Raw genomic sequence first — 17984 nt, 5'->3', positions numbered from 1 at the left:
CCGGGATCGCCCAAAGCAAAGGGGGTGACGGGCACAGCGCCCGTCACCCGCACCCGCCCGAGATGACACCGCACTTGCGCCCTGAACACCCCGGCACGGATCGGGGATCGGAAGGACATATCCCATGACCACCGCCGCGCCCGATCTGCCGCGCCGCCGCCGTTTCCGCGTCAGCCGGAAGGTGCTGCCCTATCTTCTGTCGCTTCCCGCGCTCTTGACCTGCATCGGCATCCTGATCCCGTTCCTCACGGCGGTGGTCTATTCGCTGCAGCGCTACCGCTTGTCGCAGCCTTGGGCGCGCGAGTTCAACTGGGGTCAGAACTATCTGAACTTCCTGACGGATTCCGCCTTCTGGAACACGCTGAAGGTCTCTGTCACCTATGCCTTCCTGACCGTGACGGTAGAGCTTCTGCTGGGCCTCGGCATCGCGCTTTTGCTGCAGAAACGGACACGGCTGAACAATTTCATCTCCATCATGCTGCTGATGCCGCTGATGACCGCGCCCGCGCTGGCCGCGCTGATGTGGAAGCTGATGACGAACCCGGGCTTCGGCATCCTGTCCTATTTCGCCACCCTTCTGGGGCTTGAGAACTTCAACTGGGCGTCCGATCCCAGCACGGCCATGCTGACCGTGGTGATCGTCGATGTCTGGGTCTACACGCCCTTCATCATGATCCTGCTGCTGGCCGGTCTGCGGTCGCTGCCGCCCCAGCCGTTTGAGGCGGCGGCGCTGGACGGGGTGCCGCGGCTCTTTGTCTTCTGGCGCATCACCCTGCCCATGCTCACGCCCTTCCTGCTGACCGCAACGCTGTTCCGCGTGATCGAGAGCATCCAGCAGTTCGACATCATCTATGCCATGACGCAGGGCGGACCCGGCGACACGCTGACCGTCTTCCAGGTCGAGGCCTATCTCAACTTCTTCCAATCCACCAATGTGGGCCGGTCGGCGGCGCTGCTGATGATCCTGTGGGCCATCACCTATGTGCTGTCGAACATCTTCATCAAGAACTGGCTGAGGCTGCGTGAAAAGCAGCGCGGCAATGCCTGAGGTCTGATCATGGAAACCCATTCCCCCCTCGAACGCCTGCTGCGCGGCATCGCCCTGACGCTGGTCTGCCTGTTCTTCATGTTCCCCATCGTCTGGATCGTGCTGATGAGCTTCCAGACCAACGAGACGATCCTGCGCGTGCCGCCCTCGGTCGTCTTCATGCCGACGCTCGAGAACTATACCGCGCTGATCACCGGGCGGCTGGAGACGGCGGCCGGCACGCTGAACATCGATTTCATGGGCAATCTGTGGAACTCGCTGTTCCTGTCCACGACGTCGGTCGCCATCGGCCTGCTGCTCGGGGTGCCTGCGGCCTATGCCTTTGCCCGGCTGAAGTTCCGCGGGTCCGAGGATATCGCCTTCACGCTTCTGTCCTTCCGCTTTGCTCCGCCGCTGCTGGTGCTCTTGCCGCTGACGATCTATTTTCAACAGCTCGGGCTGGCCAATACCTATGGCGGGCTGATCTGGGTCTACCAGCTGATCGTGCTGCCGCTGATCCTGTGGATCGTGCGCGGGTATTTCGAGGATATCCCGGCCGATATCGAATATGCCTACCGTATCGCCGGGCATGACTTCTGGTCCACCTTCCGGCGCATCGCGCTGCCCTTGGCGGGGCCGGGGATTGCGGCGGCGGGGCTGTTGTCCTTCATCTTTGCCTGGAACAACTTCGTCTTTGCGCTGGTCCTTGCCTCGGCGGACAAGCAACCCGTCACCGTGGGCGCGCTGGCCTTTGTCACCGCATCCGGCATCCAGTACGGGCAGGTGGCGGCCGGGATCGTGCTGTCCATCGCCCCCACCTTCGCCCTCGCCCTCTATGCGCAGCGCTACCTTGTCGAAGGTCTGTCGCTGGGCGCCGTCAAGGGATAAGCCATGACGATTGAACTGAAAAACATCCGCAAGGCCTTCAAGACCAATACGGTGATCGAAGACCTGTCGCTGTCGGTCGCCAAGGGCGAAACGCTGGTGCTCTTCGGCCCCTCGGGCGCGGGCAAGACGGTGCTTCTGCGCCTGATCGCCGGGGTGATCGAACCCGACGCGGGCGAGATCCGCGTGAACGGCCAGAACATGGCCGGGGTAGAGCCGGAAGATCGCGGCATCGGCATGGCCTTCCAGAACTTCGCGCTGTTTCCCCATATGGACGCCTTCGCCAATATTGCCGCACCGCTGACGGCGCGGGGGCAGAGCAAGGGCGCGATGACGGAAACGGTGGAAAAGGTGGCGCGTCTTCTGAAGATCGACCATGTGCTGCACCACAAGCCGAAAGAGCTGTCCAACGGGCAGAAGCAGCGCACCGCGCTGGCGCGCGCCCTGTCGGCGCAGCCGTCGGTGCTGCTGCTGGATGATCCCTTGCGCAACGTGGATGCCAAGCTGCGCTTCGAGATGCGGCTGGAACTGCCGCGCCTGCTGAAGGATCAGAATGCCACCGTGATCTACGTCACGCAGGACTACAAGGAGGCGATGGCGCTGGGGCACCGCATCGCGGTGATGAACGGCCATGGCATCCAGCAGGTGGGCACGCCCGCCGACATCTACCACGCCCCCGCCAATGTGGATATCGCGCGGCTCTTCGGCGATCCGGTGATCAACCTGCTGGACATCGTGCCGGAACGGCGCGACGGGCGGGTGGTGGCGATGATCTCGGACCGGGCGATCCCGCTTGCCGACGACTACGCCCCGCAGATCGGCCAGCCCTGCATTCTTGGCCTGCGCCCCGAGGCGCTGCGCTTCGTGGCCGATGGCACCCCCGGCGCCATCCCGGTGGAGGTCGAGGCGGAGACGCCACTGAATGAAAAGACCGTGACGCTGGTCCTGACCCTGCGCGGGCGCGAGATCATGGTGTCGCGCCCAGCGGGCACCCCCGGCCCTGCGTCGGGACAGGCGCATGTGGCGGTGGATGCGGGCGCGGCGATCCTGTTTGATCGCGCGACCGGCCGCCGCATCGCGCCGGTGCACAAGATGATGCGTCAGGAGGACGTGGCATGAGCCTGCAGCTTTCGCTGAAATCGGTGGACAAGTTCTATGGCCCGGTGGGCAAGGGCGTGCACGCGGTCAAATCCATCTCGATGGATGTGCCCCGGGGCGACATCATCGCCCTTCTGGGATCGTCGGGCTGTGGCAAGACATCCACCCTGCGCATGATCGCAGGCTTCGAGACCGTCTCGCGCGGGACGATCGAACTGGCGGGCAAACAGGTGCAGACCCTGCCCCCCGTCCGGCGCAACGTGGCCATGGCCTTCGAGGGCTATTCGCTCTACCCCACCGTCACCGTGCGCGACAACATCGCCTTCGCCCTGAAGGCCAGCCGTCTGGCCGAGGCCGAGGTCGCCCGCCGCGTGGCCCATGTGACGGAAATGCTGGAGATCACCGATATCCTTGACCGCTTCCCTTCGTCCATCTCGGGCGGGCAGCAGCAGCGGGCAAGCCTTGCGCGCGCGCTCGTCCGCGATGCCGATCTGCATCTGCTGGACGAACCCATGGGCCAGCTGGAACCGCAGCTCCGCACGCTGTTGCGCGGGCGGATCAAGCATTACGTCAAGGAACGCGGCCTGACCGCCATCCTCGTGACCCATGACCAGACCGAGGCCAACGCGCTGGCCGACCGGATCGCGGTGATGGAGGGGGGCGTCTTGCAGCAATATGGCAGCCCGGCCGAGATCAAGGAGCGGCCTGCCAACCTGTTCACCGGCACCTTCGTGGGCGAGCCGCCGATGAACGTCTTTCCCGCCAGCGTGTCGGTCGCGGCGGGGCGGCTGACCTTCGATCTGACGGGCGGGCTGGACCTGCGCTATGACGAAGCGGCGTTTGACCCGCGCGTGCGCAAGATGCTCCTTGACCGCAAGCAGGTGGTGATCGGCGTGCGGCCTTATGCCGTCCACCGCGTGGAGACGGGGGCAGCCGCGCGGGTGGTGGCCAACCAGTGGCTGGGCGACCAGAGCCATATCGCGGCCAGCTTCGCGGGCAAGACCATCGTGCTGGTGGAACATGACCGCGCCCCCCTGTCCGAGGGCGAGCCGATCCGGGTGGAAATCCGCCCGCAGGATCTGCATGTCTTCGATCCGACCACGGGCCTTGCCCTGTCGCATGGGAACGAGTTGGCGGCATGACCTCGGGCGACGGCATCCTGATCGGCATCGACGCGGGCACCTCGGTCATCAAGGCCGTGGCCTTTGATGCGGGCGGTCGCCAGCTTGCCGTCGCCGCCACGCCCAACACCTATACCACCCGGCCCGACGGCGCGGCCTATCAGGACATGGCACGCACCTGGGCCGATTGCGCGGCCACCCTGCGCGCGCTGGCCGGCAAGGTGGAAAACCTCGCCGCCCGCACGCTGGCACTGGCGGTGACGGCGCAGGGCGACGGGACATGGCTTGTGGGGGCAGAGAACCGCCCCGTCACAGAAGGCTGGATCTGGCTCGATGCCCGCGCCGCCGCCACGGTGAAGCGCCTGCGCGGGACCGAGGCCGACCGCGCGCGGTTCCACCACACGGGATCGGGGCTGAACGTGTGCCAGCAGGGCAGCCAGATCGCGCATATGCTGGCGACCACCCCCGAAATGGTGGCGGCAGCCGAGGTGGCGCTGCATCCCAAGGACTGGCTCTATCTGAACCTGACCGGCATCCGCGCCACCGATCCGTCCGAGGCCTGCTTCACCTTCGGCGACTTCCGCACCCGCGCCTATTCCGACACCGCCATCGCGGCGCTGGGCCTGCAGGCGCAGTGCCATCTCCTGCCGCCGATCCTTGACGGCAGCCAGATCACCCATCCCCTGACCGAGGCCGCCGCGCAGGACACCGGCCTGCGCGCCGGAACGCCCGTCAGCCTTGGCTATGTCGATGTGGTCTGCACCGCGCTGGGGGCAGGCATCGTGACCGATGCGCCCGCCGCCTGCACCATCATCGGATCGACGGGCATGCACATGCGCGCGCAGGCGGCGGCCGACGCCGTGCTGAACGACGCGCTGACAGGCTATGTGATGTGCCTGCCCCTGCCCGGCATGATTGCCATGCTGCAATCCAACATGGCGGCCACGCTGAACATCGACTGGGCCCTGGCGCTGGCGGGCGATCTTCTGGCCAGTTTCGGCGCCCCGCAGGACCGCGCCGCCCTGATCGCGCGGATCGACGGCTGGATGGCCGACAGCACGCCGGGCGCACTGATCTATCACCCCTATATCTCGGACGCGGGCGAGCGCGGCCCCTTCGTGAACGCCGCCGCCCGGGCCAGCCTGATCGGGCTGTCGATGCGCCACCGCTTCCCCGATCTGATGCGCGCGGTGATCGAAGGGCTCGGGCTATCGGCCCGCGATTGCTATGCCGCGATGGGGGCGATGCCCGCCGAACTGCGCCTGACCGGCGGGGCCGCGCGATCCTCTGCGCTGCGCCGGGTGCTGGGCGCCGCTGTCGGCGCACCCACCCGCGTCTCTTCGCGCGAAGAGGCCGGCGCGGCCGGGGCGGCCATGATGGCCGCCGTGGCCAACGGCCTTTATCCCGACATGGCGGCCTGCATCGCCGACTGGGTCACGCCCGCCCTCGGCCCGGCCGAGCCTGCCGATCCCGACCTGACCGCGCTTTACGCCCGCCGCTACCCCGATTATCGCGCTGCACGACTGGCGCTGGAACCCGTATGGGACGGATTGAAGACCGACTGAGGACTGAAAGACAATGCCTAGAACCGTCGCCATCATCGGTGATCACTTCATGCTCCCCGAAGTTTTCGAGGAGAAACTGCGCGCCGCCTGCGGCGAGGATCTTGCCATCCGCATCCGCAAGGACAACTGGCCGGATGAGCCGATGGAACATGGCTATGCCGTGGCGGGGATGGATGGGTTGAAGGAATATTTCGGCGATCCCGACGGGGTGGTGGACTTCGTGGGCGATGCCGAGATCCTCGTCACCCAACTGGCGCCCGTGTCGCGCGGGATGCTGGAGCGGCTGCCCGCGCTGCGGATGATCGCGGTGTCGCGCGGCGGGCCGGTCAACATCGACATGGCGGCGGCGCGCGATCACGGCGTCCTTGTCGTCAACACGCCGGGGCGCAATGCCAGCGCGGTGGCCGAATTCACGCTGGGCGCCATGCTGGCCGAAACGCGCAAGATCCGTGAAGGGCACGAGGCGCTGCGCCGGGGCGACTGGCGCGGCGATCTCTACCGCGCCGATGTGACGGGCCGGGAACTGTGCGAGATGACGGTGGGCGTCATCGGCTACGGCAATATCGGCACCAAGGTGGTGCGCCTTCTGCGCGCCTTCGGAGCGCGCGTTCTGGTGCATGATCCCTATGTCCAGCTGGCGCCCGAGGATGCGGCGGCAGGCGTGGAACTGGTGGCCTTTGACCGGCTTCTTTCGGAAAGCGACGTGGTCACCATGCATGCCCGTGTCACGGAAGAGACCAGGCACATGATGAACGCCGCAGCCTTCGCCCGGATGAAGCGGGGGGCGCTGTTCGTGAACACCGCGCGCGGCCCCTTGTGCGATTACGATGCGCTTCATGCCGCGCTGACAGATGGCACGCTCGGCTCGGCCATGCTGGAGACTTTTGCCGTGGAACCCGTGCCGCAGGACTGGCCGCTTCTGCAACTGCCCAACGTCACCCTCACGCCCCATATCGCCGGGGCCTCGGTGCGCACCGTCACCTTCGCCGCCGAACAGGCCGCCGAGGAAGTGCGCCGCTACCTTGCGGGCGAACCCGCGCGGAACCCCTGCTGATGGGCGCGCGCGAGGATATCTGCGCGGCCATGGTCGCGCTGGTCGAGACCGGGCTGAACCGGGGTGCATCGGGCAATATCTCGGTCCGGGACGGGGATCACATGCTGATCACCCCGTCGGGCATCCCGCCGCGCGACATCCTGCCCGCCGAGGTGACGCGGATGGCGCTGACAGGGGATGGCGATTGGGAGGGGCCGAAGAAGCCTTCGGTCGAATGGCGCTTTCACCGCGACATCCTGCGCCACCGCCCCGACATCAACGCCGTCGTGCATACCCATGCCCAATGGTGTACGGTCCTTGCCATCGCGCGGCGCACGATCCCGGCCGTCCACTATATGATCGCGGCCTTCGGCGGGCCAGAGATCCGGCTGGCCCCCTACGCCACCTTCGGCACCCCGGACCTGTCGGCAGGCATCCTGCAGGCGATGGAGGGGCGGGCCGGGTGCCTGATGGCCAATCACGGCATGGTGGTGGGCGGGCGCGACCTGACCCATGCGCTGTGGCTGGCCAATGAACTGGAAGCCCTCGCCCATCAGCACTATCACAGCCTGCTGATCGGTGGCGGACAGGTCCTGTCCGAGGCGGAACTTGAGGACACCCTCAAGGGCTTCGCCACTTACGGAACCCAATCGAAAGCCGAACCCCAGAGGACATGAAAGATGACCGAAACGGTAGACCTGTTCATCATCGGCGGCGGCATCAACGGCGCGGGGATCGCGCGGGATGCGGCGGGGCGGGGCCTTTCGGTGATCCTGTGCGAAAAGGACGATCTGGCGCAGGGCACCTCGTCGCGGTCAGGCAAGCTGGTGCATGGCGGCCTGCGCTATCTGGAATATTACGAATTCCGTCTGGTGCGCGAGGCGCTGATCGAACGCGAGGTGCTTTTGGAAAGCGCGCCGCACATCATCTGGCCGATGCGCTTTGTCCTGCCCCATTCGGCCGATGACCGGCCCGCATGGCTGATCCGGCTGGGGCTGTTCCTCTATGATCACTTGGGCGGGCGCAAGCGGCTGCCGGGCACGCGCGCGCTGAACCTGCGCCGCGATCCCGAGGGCGCGCCGCTGAAACCTGCCTACGTCAAGGGGTTCGAATATTCCGACTGCTGGGTGGATGATGCGCGTCTGGTCGTGCTGAACGCGCTCGATGCCGCCGAACGCGGGGCCCGGGTGCTGACCCGCACCGCCTGCACCTCGGCCCGGCGCGAGGGCGGGCTGTGGCGGGTAGAGATGACCGACACCCGCACCGGCACCCGCCGCAGCGTGATGGCGCGGGCGGTGGTCAATGCGGGCGGGCCTTGGGTGAACGACATCATCGGTCGCGTCGCGGGCAGCAACTCCAGCCGCAGCGTGCGGCTGGTCAAGGGCAGCCACATCATCGTGCCGAAATTCTGGGAAGGCGCGCAGGCCTATCTGATCCAAAACCACGACAAGCGCGTGATCTTCATCAACCCCTATGAGGGCGACAAGGCGCTGATCGGCACCACCGACATCCCCTATGAAGGCGCGGCGGAAAAGGTCACCGCCGATGAGGCCGAGATCGACTATCTGATCGCCGCCGTGAACCGCTATTTCACCCAAGGGCTGCGGCGCGAGGATGTGCTGGAAAGCTTCTCGGGCGTGCGCCCGCTCTATGATGACGGGGCGGGCAACCCGTCGGCGGTGACGCGCGATTACGTCTTCGATGTTGATACCACGGGCGGTGCGCCGATGCTGAACATCTTCGGCGGCAAGATCACCACCTTCCGCAAGCTGGCCGAACACGCGATCCAGCGCCTCGCGCCACATTTCCCGCAGATGAAGGGCGACTGGACGGCGCGCGGCACCCTGCCCGGGGGCGATCTGCCCGATGGCGACGTGGCACGCTTCATGGCCGAACTGGCGCAGGCCTATCCTTGGCTGCCGCGCGATCTGGCCCGGCATTACACGCGGCTCTATGGCAGCCGGACGCGGCGCCTGATCGGGGCGCGGCAATCGCTGGCCGAACTGGGCCGCCGTTTCGGCCCCCTGCTATATGAGGCAGAGGTGCGCTATCTGGTGGCCCATGAATGGGCCGAAACCGCCGAAGACATCCTGTGGCGGCGCACCAAGCACCGCCTGCACATGACGCCCGCCGAACAGGCCGATTTCGCGGCATGGTTCGACAGCGCGCATCTGGCGATTTCGGCATGACCGTGCTTCCGCGCCCTGCCGACCTGCCCGCGCTGGCGCGCCTGTCCGCGCGGATCGGGGCCGATCCGCTGCTGATCCAAGGCGCGGGGGGGAACACCTCGGTCAAGGAAGACGCGGTGATGTGGATCAAGGCGTCCGGCACGCTGCTGGCCGATGCCCTGACGCGCGATGTCTTTGTTCCCTGCGATCTGGGTGCGATGCGGGCGGCCATGGCGGCGGGCGAGGCACGCGCCGACCGGCCGGGTGAATTCGCGCTGGTGGCGCAGGGCTTGCGCCCGTCGATCGAAACCTCGCTCCATGCCGTCTTCCCGCAGCGGGTGGTGGTGCATGTCCATTGCGTGAACACGCTGGCCCTTGCCATCCGGCAGGATGCCGGGGACGCGGTCGCCCGGCGGCTGGCGGGGTTCGGCTGGGCCATCGTGCCCTATGCCAAGCCCGGGGCAGAGCTGGCGCGACAGGTGCAGTCGGTTCTGGCACCCGGGGTGGATGTGGTCGTGTTGCGCAACCACGGGCTGATCGTGGCGGCGGATACGGTGGCAGAGACAGAGGCGCTCTTGTCCCGCGTCGTCGCCGCCGTCACCGCCCCGGCTGCCGCCTTGCCCCCGGCGGCCATGCTGGCCCAACGGGCGGACGGGGACTATCGCCCCCTTCCCCCCGATCACCCGCTGCATACGGTGGCGCGTCTGCCGCATCTCTTGCGCGCGGCGCAGGCGGGCAGTCTCTATCCCGATCATGTCGTCTTCTGCGGGGTGGGCGCCCCGGTTCTTGGCGAGGGTGACACGCCCGCGCAGGCCGCCGCCCGCATCGCGGCGCGCGGCTTGCCCCGCCCAGCCTTCCTGCTGGTGCCCGGGCAAGGCGCGCTGATCGCCCGCGATGCCAGCGCGGGGGCGGAAGCCCTGACCCGCTGCCTTGGCGATGTGCTGGCGCGCCTGCCCGAAGGGGCCGAAGTCGCGCCCCTGACCGATGCGCAGAACGCCGAACTGCTGAACTGGGATGCCGAAAAATACCGGCAGAGCCTGAATGTCGGCTGAGGCGCTGTATATCGGCATTGATCTTGGCACCTCGGGCGCGCGGGCGGCGGTGATCGACGCGGCAGGCACCCTGCACGCCACGGCGAAATCGGCCATGGCCGATCACGGCGGCGACCACCGCGATCCGCAGATCTGGTGGGCGGCGGTGCGCAGCGCGCTGGCGGCGGCGCTGGGGATGGTCGAGGCGCGGGCGGTGCGCGCGCTGGCGGTGGATGGCACCTCGGGCACGATGGTGGGCTTGGGCGCGGATGGGGCGGTCATCGGTACGGGGCTGATGTACAACGACCCCTGCCCCGATCCTGCGATCCTTGATGCCATCGCCCGCCATGCCCCCCCGACTTCGGCCGCGCACGGCCCCACCTCGGGCGCAGCGCGTGCGGTGCTTCTGTCGCGGCGCGGCGCGGTGCGCATGGCCCATCAGGCCGACTGGATCGCCAGCCGCCTTTGCGGCGCATGGGTCAGCGATGCGAACAACGCGCTGAAGACGGGGTACGATCCCGTCGCCGCGCGCTGGCCCGACTGGCTGGCGGCGGCCGGGGTGGACCTGCGCACCCTGCCCCCGGTCGTGGAACCCGGCACGGTGACAGGCCGCGTGACGCCCGCCGCCGCCGCCGCATTCGGCCTGCCCCCCGATTGCCGCGTGGTCGCGGGCACGACGGACGGCTGCGCCTCCTTCCTTGCCACCGGGGCCGAGGCCGCGGGGGACGGCGTCACCGCGCTGGGGACCACCCTGACGGTAAAGCTTCTGTCAGACCGCCCGATCTTCGCCCCCGAATACGGCATCTATTCCCACCGCTTCCTCGGGCGCTGGCTGGCGGGCGGGGCGTCGAATTCCGGCGGCGCGGCGCTGCTGGCGCATTTCACCGCCGCCCAGATGGCCGACCTGTCGCCCCGCATCGACCCGGATCAGGACACCGGCCTCGACTTCTATCCCCTGCCCGCCCCCGGCGAGCGCTTTCCCATCGCCGATCCCGCCCTGCCCTCGCGCACCATCCCGCGCCCCGCAGACGATGCGCGCTTCCTGCACGCCCTGTTCGAAGGCATCGCGGGGATCGAGGCGCTGGCCTATCGCCGCCTTGCGGAACTCGGGGCGCCGGCCCTGACCTCGGTCCGCACGGTGGGGGGCGGGGCGGCGAACCCGGTCTGGACCCGCCTCCGCGCGCGCCGCCTTGGCGTAGCCATGCCCGCCCCCCGGTCGGACGAGGCAGCCTTCGGCACGGCGCTTCTGGCGCTGCGGGGGGCCGCATGACGCCCGCCACCCTGCCCGATCTGATCGACCGCCACGACGCCTTTCTGATCGACCAGTTCGGCGTGCTGCTGGATGGCAAGGCCGCCTACCCCTGGGCCTCCGCCGCGCTGGATGCGGTTGCCGCATCGGGAAAGCCCGTGATCCTTCTGTCCAATTCCGGCAAGCGGTCCGAACCCAATGCCGCGCGTCTGGTGGCCCTCGGCTTCCGGCGCGAAAGCTTCCGCCTCGTCCTGTCCTCGGGCGAGGCGGCCTGGCGGCACCTGTCACACCGCGCCCTGCCCCCGCAGACGCGGGTCTGGCTCCATGCCCGCGACGGTGACACAAGCGCGATCGAAGGGCTGGGCCTGACCCTGACCGACGATCCCGCGGCAGCCGATCTTCTGATCCTTGCGGGCAGTCAGGCCGACCGGCTGTCGCTTGACGATTACCGCCACCTTCTGGAACCCGCCGCCCGGCAGGGGCGGCCCATGCTCTGCACCAACCCGGATGTCGAGATGCTGACCGCGCATGGCACCCGCCCCGGCGCGGGGCGCATCGCCACCCTCTACGCCGGATGGGGCGGGCGGGTGGACTGGATCGGCAAGCCCCATCCGCTGATCTATGCCGAAGCCGCGCGCCTTCTGCCCGGGATCGCGCCGGGCCGCATCCTCTGCATCGGCGACAGCCCCGCGCATGACATCGCGGGCGGCCATGCCGCAGGGCACAAGACCTGCCTTGCCCGCACCGGGCTGCATGCCGGGGCGGCAGAGGCCGATCTGCCCGCGCTCTGCCTGGCAGAGGCGGGCGTCCTGCCAGACCATGTCCTTCCCCGTTTCGCGGTGTGACCCATGCCCCTGACCCTGTCCCTGAACACGAACCCCCTTGTGAACCGCTTTGCCGATGCCGATGATCTGATCGACACGGTGGCGCGCGACCTGCGCATCCGCGATCTGCAACTGACCCATGAATTCATCAACCCAAGCTGGCCCGCCCCGGTGATCCGGCGCCTGACCCGGCAAATGGGCGCGGCGCTGCGCCGGACGGGCGTGCGCGTGACATCGGGCATGACCGGGCCTTACGGGCGGCTCAACCATTTCGGCCATCCCGACGCAGAGGTGCGGCGCTACTACATCGACTGGTTCAAGACCTTTGCCGACATCACCGCCGATCTGGGCGGCACCTCCATCGGCACGCAATTCGCCATCTTCACCTATCGCGACTACGACGATCCCACCCGGCGCGAGGATCTGATCCGCATCGCCATCGACGCCTGGGCCGAGGTGGCGGAACATGCACGGGCGGCAGGCCTGACCTACATCTTCTGGGAACCCATGAGCGTGGGCCGCGAATTCGGCGAAACCATCGCCGCCTGCATGGACCTGCAGGACAGGCTGACCGCCGCGCGCATGGCCGTGCCGATGTGGATGATGGCCGATATCGACCATGGCGATATCACCAGCCCCAACCCCGATGATTACGACCCCTATGCTTGGGCGCGGGCGGTGCCGCGCGTCTCCCCCATCATCCACATCAAGCAAAGCCTGATGGACAAAGGCGGCCACCGCCCCTTCACCGCCGAATTCAACGCCAAGGGCCGCATCCATCCCGCCCCCCTGCTGGCCGCGCTGGCCGAAGGCGGCGCGCAGGACAACGAGATCTGTCTGGAACTCTCCTTCAAGGAACGCGAGCCGAATGACCGGCAGGTGATCCCCCAGATCGCCGAAAGCATCGCTTTCTGGGCCCCGCATATCGACACGGGGGCGGCCGATCTGAAGGTCTGACCGCCCTCAGCCCTGCCCGCGCAGGGCGCGACAGATGTCCTCGATCACCATCGCGGCGGACACCGCGCCGGGGTCCAGATGGCCAAGGCTGCGCGCGCCCAGCCGTTCCGACCGGCCAATGGCGGCGACCATGGTTCGCGTCGCCTCGGCCCCGTCGCGGGCAGCGGCGGTGATGGCGTCGGGCGCGGCCCCGCCCAGCGCCGCCTCTGCCGCCGGGTGCCAGGCGTCCAGCATCGTCTTCATCCCCGGCGCGGCCTTGCCGCGCTGCGCCACCCCGTCGCGCATCGCGGCGATGATCTGGCGCAGATCGTCGCGCGGCATGGCGGGACGCGGCCCCGCCACCTTGCCCGCCCGCAGGAAGGCCGTGGCATAAAGTGGGCCGGAGGAAGCGCCGACCGCGTTCAGAAAGCCCTTGGCACCGGCGTTGAACAGATCCTGCAAGCTGCCATCCGCCCCCGCCACCGCCGCATCCGCCGCCACCATGCCCTGCTCCATGGCAATGCCGTGGTCGCCGTCCCCCACCAGCCCATCCAGCGCGCACAGCGCATCGCGCTCTGCCGCCATGCGCGCGGCCAGCCGGTGAAACAGCGCCTTCAGATCATCGGTCGTGAACTCCATTCGCCCCTCACCCGTGCCGGAACATCGCGCAATCGCAGGGATGGTCGATCAACCGCGTTAATTCATCATCCAGATGCATCAGCGTGATCGACGCCCCCGCCATGTCGAGCGAGGTGCAATAGGGACCCACCAGCGTGCGATGCACGCCAAGCCCCGCCTGATCCAGCCGCTGCGCCACGCGCGCGTTCAGGATGTATAGCTCCATCAACGGCGTCGCGCCCAGCGAATTGACCAGCACCGCCACCCGGTCGCCGCGCGCGGCACCCATCTCGGCCAGCAGGGCATCCATGATCTCGTCCACCACCTCATCCGCCGGGCGCAGGGGGCCGCGGCGGACGCCGGGTTCGCCATGGATGCCCATGCCGATCTCCATCTCGCCCACGGGCAGATCGAAGGACGGCCGCCGCGTCTGCGGCAGCGAACAGGAAGAGAGCGCCACCCCCATCGTGCAGGTGCGCGCATTGGCGTGGCGGGCGATGCGCTCCACCTCGTCCAAGGGCAGCATCAGATCGGCCGCCGCCCCCGCCGCCTTGAAGATGAAGACATTTCCCGCCACCCCGCGCCGCTTGGCCCGGTCGGTGTGCGAGGCGATGTCATCCGTCGTAAGCACCGTGCGCGCCTCGACCCCCTCCATCTCCAGCAGTTCCGAGGCCATGTCGAAATTCATCACATCGCCCGCATAATTGCCGTACATGAACAGTACCCCGGCCCCGCCCTGCGCGGCCAGTGCGGCATCCACCGCGGGCTGCGGCGGGGGCGAGGCGAAGACGTTGCCGATCGCCGCCGCATCGGCGAGCCCCTTGCCCACAAAGCCAAGAAATGTGGGCTCATGCCCCGATCCGCCCCCGATCACCAGCGCCACCTTGCCCGGGCGCGGGCCGTGGCGGGCCACGATGGCGCGGGGCGCATCGGCGGGGCGGAACAGGTGATCGGGATGGGCGGCAAGGATGCCTGCCAGCATCTCGTCCACGGCGGCATTGCCGTCATTGATCAGCTTCTGGGTCGGCAGCGTCATCCATTCCTCCCTCGCGGCACGGCATGATTAGAGCGCGGCGCAGGGCCGCGGCGCAACCCCGACGCGCGCGCCCCCGCGCAAGTCCCGGTTCAATACCGCTTCGCCATCGCCTCCAGCGGCAGCGGGCGGATGCGGTCGGCATGGCCCGAGGTGCCAAAGGCATCGAACCGCGCCTTGCAGACCTCTGTCATCATCGCCATCGCGGGCTTGAGGTATTTGCGCGGATCGAACTCGGCCGGGTCTTCCACCAGCGCCCGCCGGATCGCCGCCGTCATCGCCAGCCGGTTGTCGGTGTCGATGTTCACCTTGCGCACCCCGGACCGGATGCCGCGCTGGATCTCCTCGACCGGTACGCCCCAGGTGGGTTTGATGTCGCCACCATGGGCATTGATGATCGCCTGCAGATCCTCGGGCACGGAAGACGAGCCGTGCATCACCAGATGCGTGTTGGGCAGGCGGCGGTGGATCTCTTCGATCACATGCATGGCAAGGATCGCACCGTCGGGCTTGCGGGTGAACTTATAGGCGCCGTGGCTGGTGCCCATGGCGATGGCCAGCGCATCCACTCCCGTCTCGGCCACGAAACGCGCGGCCTCGGCCGGATCGGTCAGCAACTGGTGTTCCGACAGCTTTTCCGTCGCGCCATGGCCGTCTTCCTGATCGCCCATCCCGGTTTCCAGCGATCCCAGAACGCCCAACTCCCCTTCGACCGACACGCCGCAGGCATGGGCCATGCCCACCACCTGCCGCGTCACCGCGACGTTATAGGCGTAATCGGCAGGCGTCTTGCCATCGGCCCGCAGCGAGCCGTCCATCATCACGCTGGTGAACCCGTTCTGGATCGCCGTCGCGCAGGTCGCCAGATCGTTGCCATGATCAAGATGCATGCAGACCGGGATGTCGGGATACATCTCGGTCAGCCCGTCGATCAGCCGCGCCAGCACCCGGTCCCCCGCATAGGCCCGCGCGCCCCGGCTGGCCTGCAGGATCACCGGCGCGTTGCAGGCCTGCGCGGCGGCCATGATCGCAAGCCCCTGCTCCATGTTCGAGATGTTGAAGGCCGGCACGGCATAGCCCTGCTCGGCGGCATGGTCGAGAAGCTGGCGCAGGGTGATGCGGGCCATGGGATCGTCCTTTGATCGTGGATCAGTCGGGATGTGACAGATGGCGCAACAGCAGCGCCATCTCCTCGGTCGCGCCAAAGAAGAGCGGGGTCTTCTGATGCGGATGGTCGGCCGGGATATCGAGAATGGGCCGCTGGCCATCATGCGCCGCCCCGCCCGCCTGTTCGATCAGGAACGCGATCGGCGCGGCCTCATAGACCAGCCGCAGATGCCCGCGCTCTTTGCCCCGGCGGCGATCGGCGGGATACAGGAACGCCCCGCCCTGCAGCAGGATGCGGTGCAACTCGCCCACCGCCGCCGCCAGCCAGCGCATGTTCAGATCCCGCCCGCGCGGGCCGTCCTTCCCGGCCACAAGGTCCCGCGCATAGGCCTGCAGCCCGCGCGGCCAGTGCCGTTCGTTGGATGCGTTATAGGCGATGACCTTGGCTGCGGGCGGCAGCGCCACCCGGTCGCGCATCACGCGGAACAGGCCCGCGCCCCGGTCAAAGGTGGCGATGGTCACCCCGTCGCCCAGCGAAAAGCCGAAATCCAGCGAATGGCCGAAGGACGCATAGCCCGCCGCCACGATGGCGCGCCCCGGCCGGGCAAACCCCTCGGGCGCGGCGGGCAGGATGGAAAACATCATCCCCAGGGGCGCGCCGATGCCGATGCTGCCCGATCCGTCGATCGGGTCCATCGCCACATCCCATGCGCCTGCCGGATCGAGTTCCGCGATCTCCTCCGCCTCTTCCGACAGAACGAGCCGCACCCCCTGCCCCCGCAACGCGGCCAGCATGTGGTGATGCGCGCCCAGATCCAGCGCCTTTTGCGCATCGCCCGTGGCATTGTCACCCACCAGCGCCGCCGGATCGCCCGGCAGCAGGCCCGCCGCCAGCCGATCCGCCAGCGGCGGCAGCGCGCGGGCCAACGCAAGGATGATCGCCACAGGACCCGCGCCTGTCAGCCGCTCATCTATCGGGGCGCCCGCTGGCGCCCCGTCACCGGGCAGGAACAGCATGGAACCCCCTTCCGCCAAAACCCCAGAAAGGGCCGCGTCAGCCCTTGGTGTATTTCGCATCCACCGCGTCGATGGCGGCGACATTGCCCGCCGACCGCCCGGCAGGATCGAAGGTTTCCTTCAGGAAAGCGTCGGCAATGGCCTTGGCCAGTTCCGTCCCGATCACCCGCGCACCCATGGTGATGATCTGCGCATTGTTCGACAGGGCCGCGCGTTCGGCGGAATAGGTGTCATGCGTCAGCGCCGCGCGGATGCCCGGCACCTTGTTCGCCGCGATGCAGACCCCGATCCCCGTGCCGCAGACAAGGATCGCACGGTCATACTTGCCCGCCAGCACCTCATTCGCCACCCGGTCCGACAGGTTGGCATAAAACGCATCCGGCCCGGCTTCGGTGCGCGACACCTCTGCCACCTCGTGGCTTGCCTTCAGATGATCGGCCAGCACCCGGGCCAGACCTTCGCCCGCGCTGTCGCCTGCGACTGCAATCTTCATGTGTCTCTCCTTCAGATGGCGGCGGCGCAGCGCGACAGGATGTCAAGATAGCCTTGCACCTGCCAGGCCGACCGCCCGATGAAAAGCCCGTCCACATGCGGACAGGCGACAAGCTCGGCGCAGTTGTCGGGATTGACCGACCCACCGTAAAGGCAGGGGATGCGCCGCCCCAGCACATCCTGCGCGACAGCGATGATCTCGGCCTGCCGCGCATCGGCATAATCCGACGTGGCGGGGATGCCGTTCACCCCGATGGCCCAGACCGGTTCATAGGCCAGAAGAACGGGCGCCCCGCGCTGTGCGCCCGACAGCCGCCCCAGCGCCCCGCGCACCTGCGCCTCCAGCACCGCCGTGGCCCGGCCCGCCTGCCGCTCCTCCATCGTCTCACCGATGCAGATCAGCGGGATCAGCCCGTGCCGCACCGCCGCCTCCACCTTCAGGCCCACGGTTGCATCCGTCTCGCCGAAATGCGCGCGCCGCTCGGAATGGCCCAGTTCCACAAGGTCCAGCCCGCAATCCACCAGCATCAGGGGCGAAATCTCACCCGTCCAAGCGCCGTCATCGGCCCAGTGCATGTTCTGCGCCCCGACCTTGACCGAGGTGCCCGCCAGCATCGCCTTCACCTCGCGCACCGCCGTGAAGGGCGGGATGACAAAGCGCTGGATGCGGCTGTCGCACGCGGCATCGCTGGCGCGCAGGCCTTCGGCGAAGACCCGCGCCTCGGCCAGCGTCTTGTTCATCTTCCAGCTTGTCCCGATCCAGACCTGTGGTTCGTGCAT

General features: G+C 68.1%; 18 protein-coding genes. 12 read left to right on the top strand and 6 right to left on the bottom strand.

From position 1 onward, the window contains the following. Nucleotides 1-124 precede the first annotated feature (124 nt). From GU920_RS11545 to GU920_RS11490, 12 genes are read left to right on the top strand one after another with little or no spacing between them, the layout of a single operon-like run. Nucleotides 125-1048: a carbohydrate ABC transporter permease gene (locus tag GU920_RS11545; RefSeq protein WP_161767156.1), complete on the top strand. Its 924-nt coding sequence runs from the start codon at nucleotides 125-127 to the stop codon at nucleotides 1046-1048. 9 nt (nucleotides 1049-1057) lie between these two features. After that, nucleotides 1058-1915 carry a carbohydrate ABC transporter permease gene (locus GU920_RS11540; RefSeq protein ID WP_161767155.1) on the top strand — a complete coding sequence of 286 codons (858 nt, stop codon included), beginning with the start codon at nucleotides 1058-1060 and terminating at the stop codon, nucleotides 1913-1915. 3 nt (nucleotides 1916-1918) lie between these two features. Beyond that, nucleotides 1919-3031 carry an ABC transporter ATP-binding protein gene (locus GU920_RS11535; RefSeq protein WP_161767154.1) on the top strand — a complete coding sequence of 371 codons (1113 nt, stop codon included), beginning with the start codon at nucleotides 1919-1921 and terminating at the stop codon, nucleotides 3029-3031. After that, nucleotides 3028-4152, top strand: coding sequence for an ABC transporter ATP-binding protein (locus tag GU920_RS11530; protein WP_161767153.1), 1125 nt, complete (start codon nucleotides 3028-3030; stop codon nucleotides 4150-4152). Before GU920_RS11535 ends, GU920_RS11530 begins: the two co-directional genes overlap by 4 nt. Further along, nucleotides 4149-5696 (top strand): FGGY-family carbohydrate kinase, encoded by a 1548-nt coding sequence (locus GU920_RS11525; RefSeq protein WP_161767152.1) that lies wholly within the window; start codon nucleotides 4149-4151, stop codon nucleotides 5694-5696. The genes GU920_RS11530 and GU920_RS11525 overlap by 4 nt, the downstream gene beginning before the upstream one ends. 49 nt (nucleotides 5697-5745) lie before the next feature. Further along, entirely contained in the window at nucleotides 5746-6750 is a 1005-nt protein-coding gene (locus tag GU920_RS11520) for a 2-hydroxyacid dehydrogenase (protein WP_235933242.1), read from the top strand. Then, nucleotides 6750-7406 (top strand): class II aldolase/adducin family protein, encoded by a 657-nt coding sequence (locus GU920_RS11515; RefSeq protein ID WP_161767150.1) that lies wholly within the window; start codon nucleotides 6750-6752, stop codon nucleotides 7404-7406. The genes GU920_RS11520 and GU920_RS11515 overlap by 1 nt, the downstream gene beginning before the upstream one ends. A 3-nt stretch (nucleotides 7407-7409) precedes the next feature. Beyond that, the gene (locus GU920_RS11510) at nucleotides 7410-8918 is read left to right on the top strand and encodes a glycerol-3-phosphate dehydrogenase (protein WP_161767149.1); all 1509 of its coding nucleotides are present in this window, start codon (nucleotides 7410-7412) and stop codon (nucleotides 8916-8918) included. Continuing rightward, a complete protein-coding gene (locus GU920_RS11505) occupies nucleotides 8915-9949 on the top strand; it encodes a class II aldolase/adducin family protein (RefSeq protein WP_161767148.1) in 1035 nt (344 codons plus the stop codon). The genes GU920_RS11510 and GU920_RS11505 overlap by 4 nt, the downstream gene beginning before the upstream one ends. Further along, nucleotides 9939-11198 (top strand): FGGY-family carbohydrate kinase, encoded by a 1260-nt coding sequence (locus GU920_RS11500; protein WP_161767147.1) that lies wholly within the window; start codon nucleotides 9939-9941, stop codon nucleotides 11196-11198. Before GU920_RS11505 ends, GU920_RS11500 begins: the two co-directional genes overlap by 11 nt. After that, nucleotides 11195-12022: a TIGR01459 family HAD-type hydrolase gene (locus GU920_RS11495; protein ID WP_161767146.1), complete on the top strand. Its 828-nt coding sequence runs from the start codon at nucleotides 11195-11197 to the stop codon at nucleotides 12020-12022. Before GU920_RS11500 ends, GU920_RS11495 begins: the two co-directional genes overlap by 4 nt. 3 nt (nucleotides 12023-12025) lie before the next feature. Continuing rightward, on the top strand, nucleotides 12026-12958 hold the full coding sequence (locus GU920_RS11490) for a sugar phosphate isomerase/epimerase family protein (RefSeq protein ID WP_161767145.1): 933 nt from the start codon (nucleotides 12026-12028) through the stop codon (nucleotides 12956-12958). A gap of 6 nt (nucleotides 12959-12964) precedes the next feature. On the opposite strand, the gene dhaL is transcribed toward GU920_RS11490, so the two are convergent. From dhaL to GU920_RS11460, 6 genes are all read right to left on the bottom strand, one after another. Continuing rightward, complete coding sequence (gene dhaL, locus GU920_RS11485; RefSeq protein ID WP_161767144.1) at nucleotides 12965-13576, bottom strand: dihydroxyacetone kinase subunit DhaL; 612 nt, start codon at nucleotides 13574-13576, stop codon at nucleotides 12965-12967. A 7-nt stretch (nucleotides 13577-13583) separates the two neighbouring features. Continuing rightward, nucleotides 13584-14591: a dihydroxyacetone kinase subunit DhaK gene (locus tag GU920_RS11480; RefSeq protein WP_201744090.1), complete on the bottom strand. Its 1008-nt coding sequence runs from the start codon at nucleotides 14589-14591 to the stop codon at nucleotides 13584-13586. Between the two features lie 89 nt (nucleotides 14592-14680). Continuing rightward, entirely contained in the window at nucleotides 14681-15715 is a 1035-nt protein-coding gene (fba, locus tag GU920_RS11475) for a class II fructose-bisphosphate aldolase (protein WP_161767143.1), read from the bottom strand. Between the two features lie 22 nt (nucleotides 15716-15737). Next, on the bottom strand, nucleotides 15738-16712 hold the full coding sequence (locus GU920_RS11470) for a class 1 fructose-bisphosphatase (RefSeq protein ID WP_161767142.1): 975 nt from the start codon (nucleotides 16710-16712) through the stop codon (nucleotides 15738-15740). A gap of 37 nt (nucleotides 16713-16749) precedes the next feature. Further along, nucleotides 16750-17205 carry a D-erythrulose-4-phosphate isomerase gene (derI, locus tag GU920_RS11465; RefSeq protein ID WP_161767141.1) on the bottom strand — a complete coding sequence of 152 codons (456 nt, stop codon included), beginning with the start codon at nucleotides 17203-17205 and terminating at the stop codon, nucleotides 16750-16752. A gap of 11 nt (nucleotides 17206-17216) precedes the next feature. Next, a complete protein-coding gene (locus GU920_RS11460; protein WP_161767140.1) occupies nucleotides 17217-17984 on the bottom strand; it encodes a triose-phosphate isomerase in 768 nt (255 codons plus the stop codon).

Origin of the sequence: Paragemmobacter ruber, assembly GCF_009908315.1 — a bacterium.
Classification (GTDB): Bacteria; Pseudomonadota; Alphaproteobacteria; order Rhodobacterales; family Rhodobacteraceae; genus Paragemmobacter; species Paragemmobacter ruber.
The sequence above is the reverse complement of the archived record's forward strand: the minus strand, read 5'-3'. Positions and strand labels throughout refer to the sequence as shown.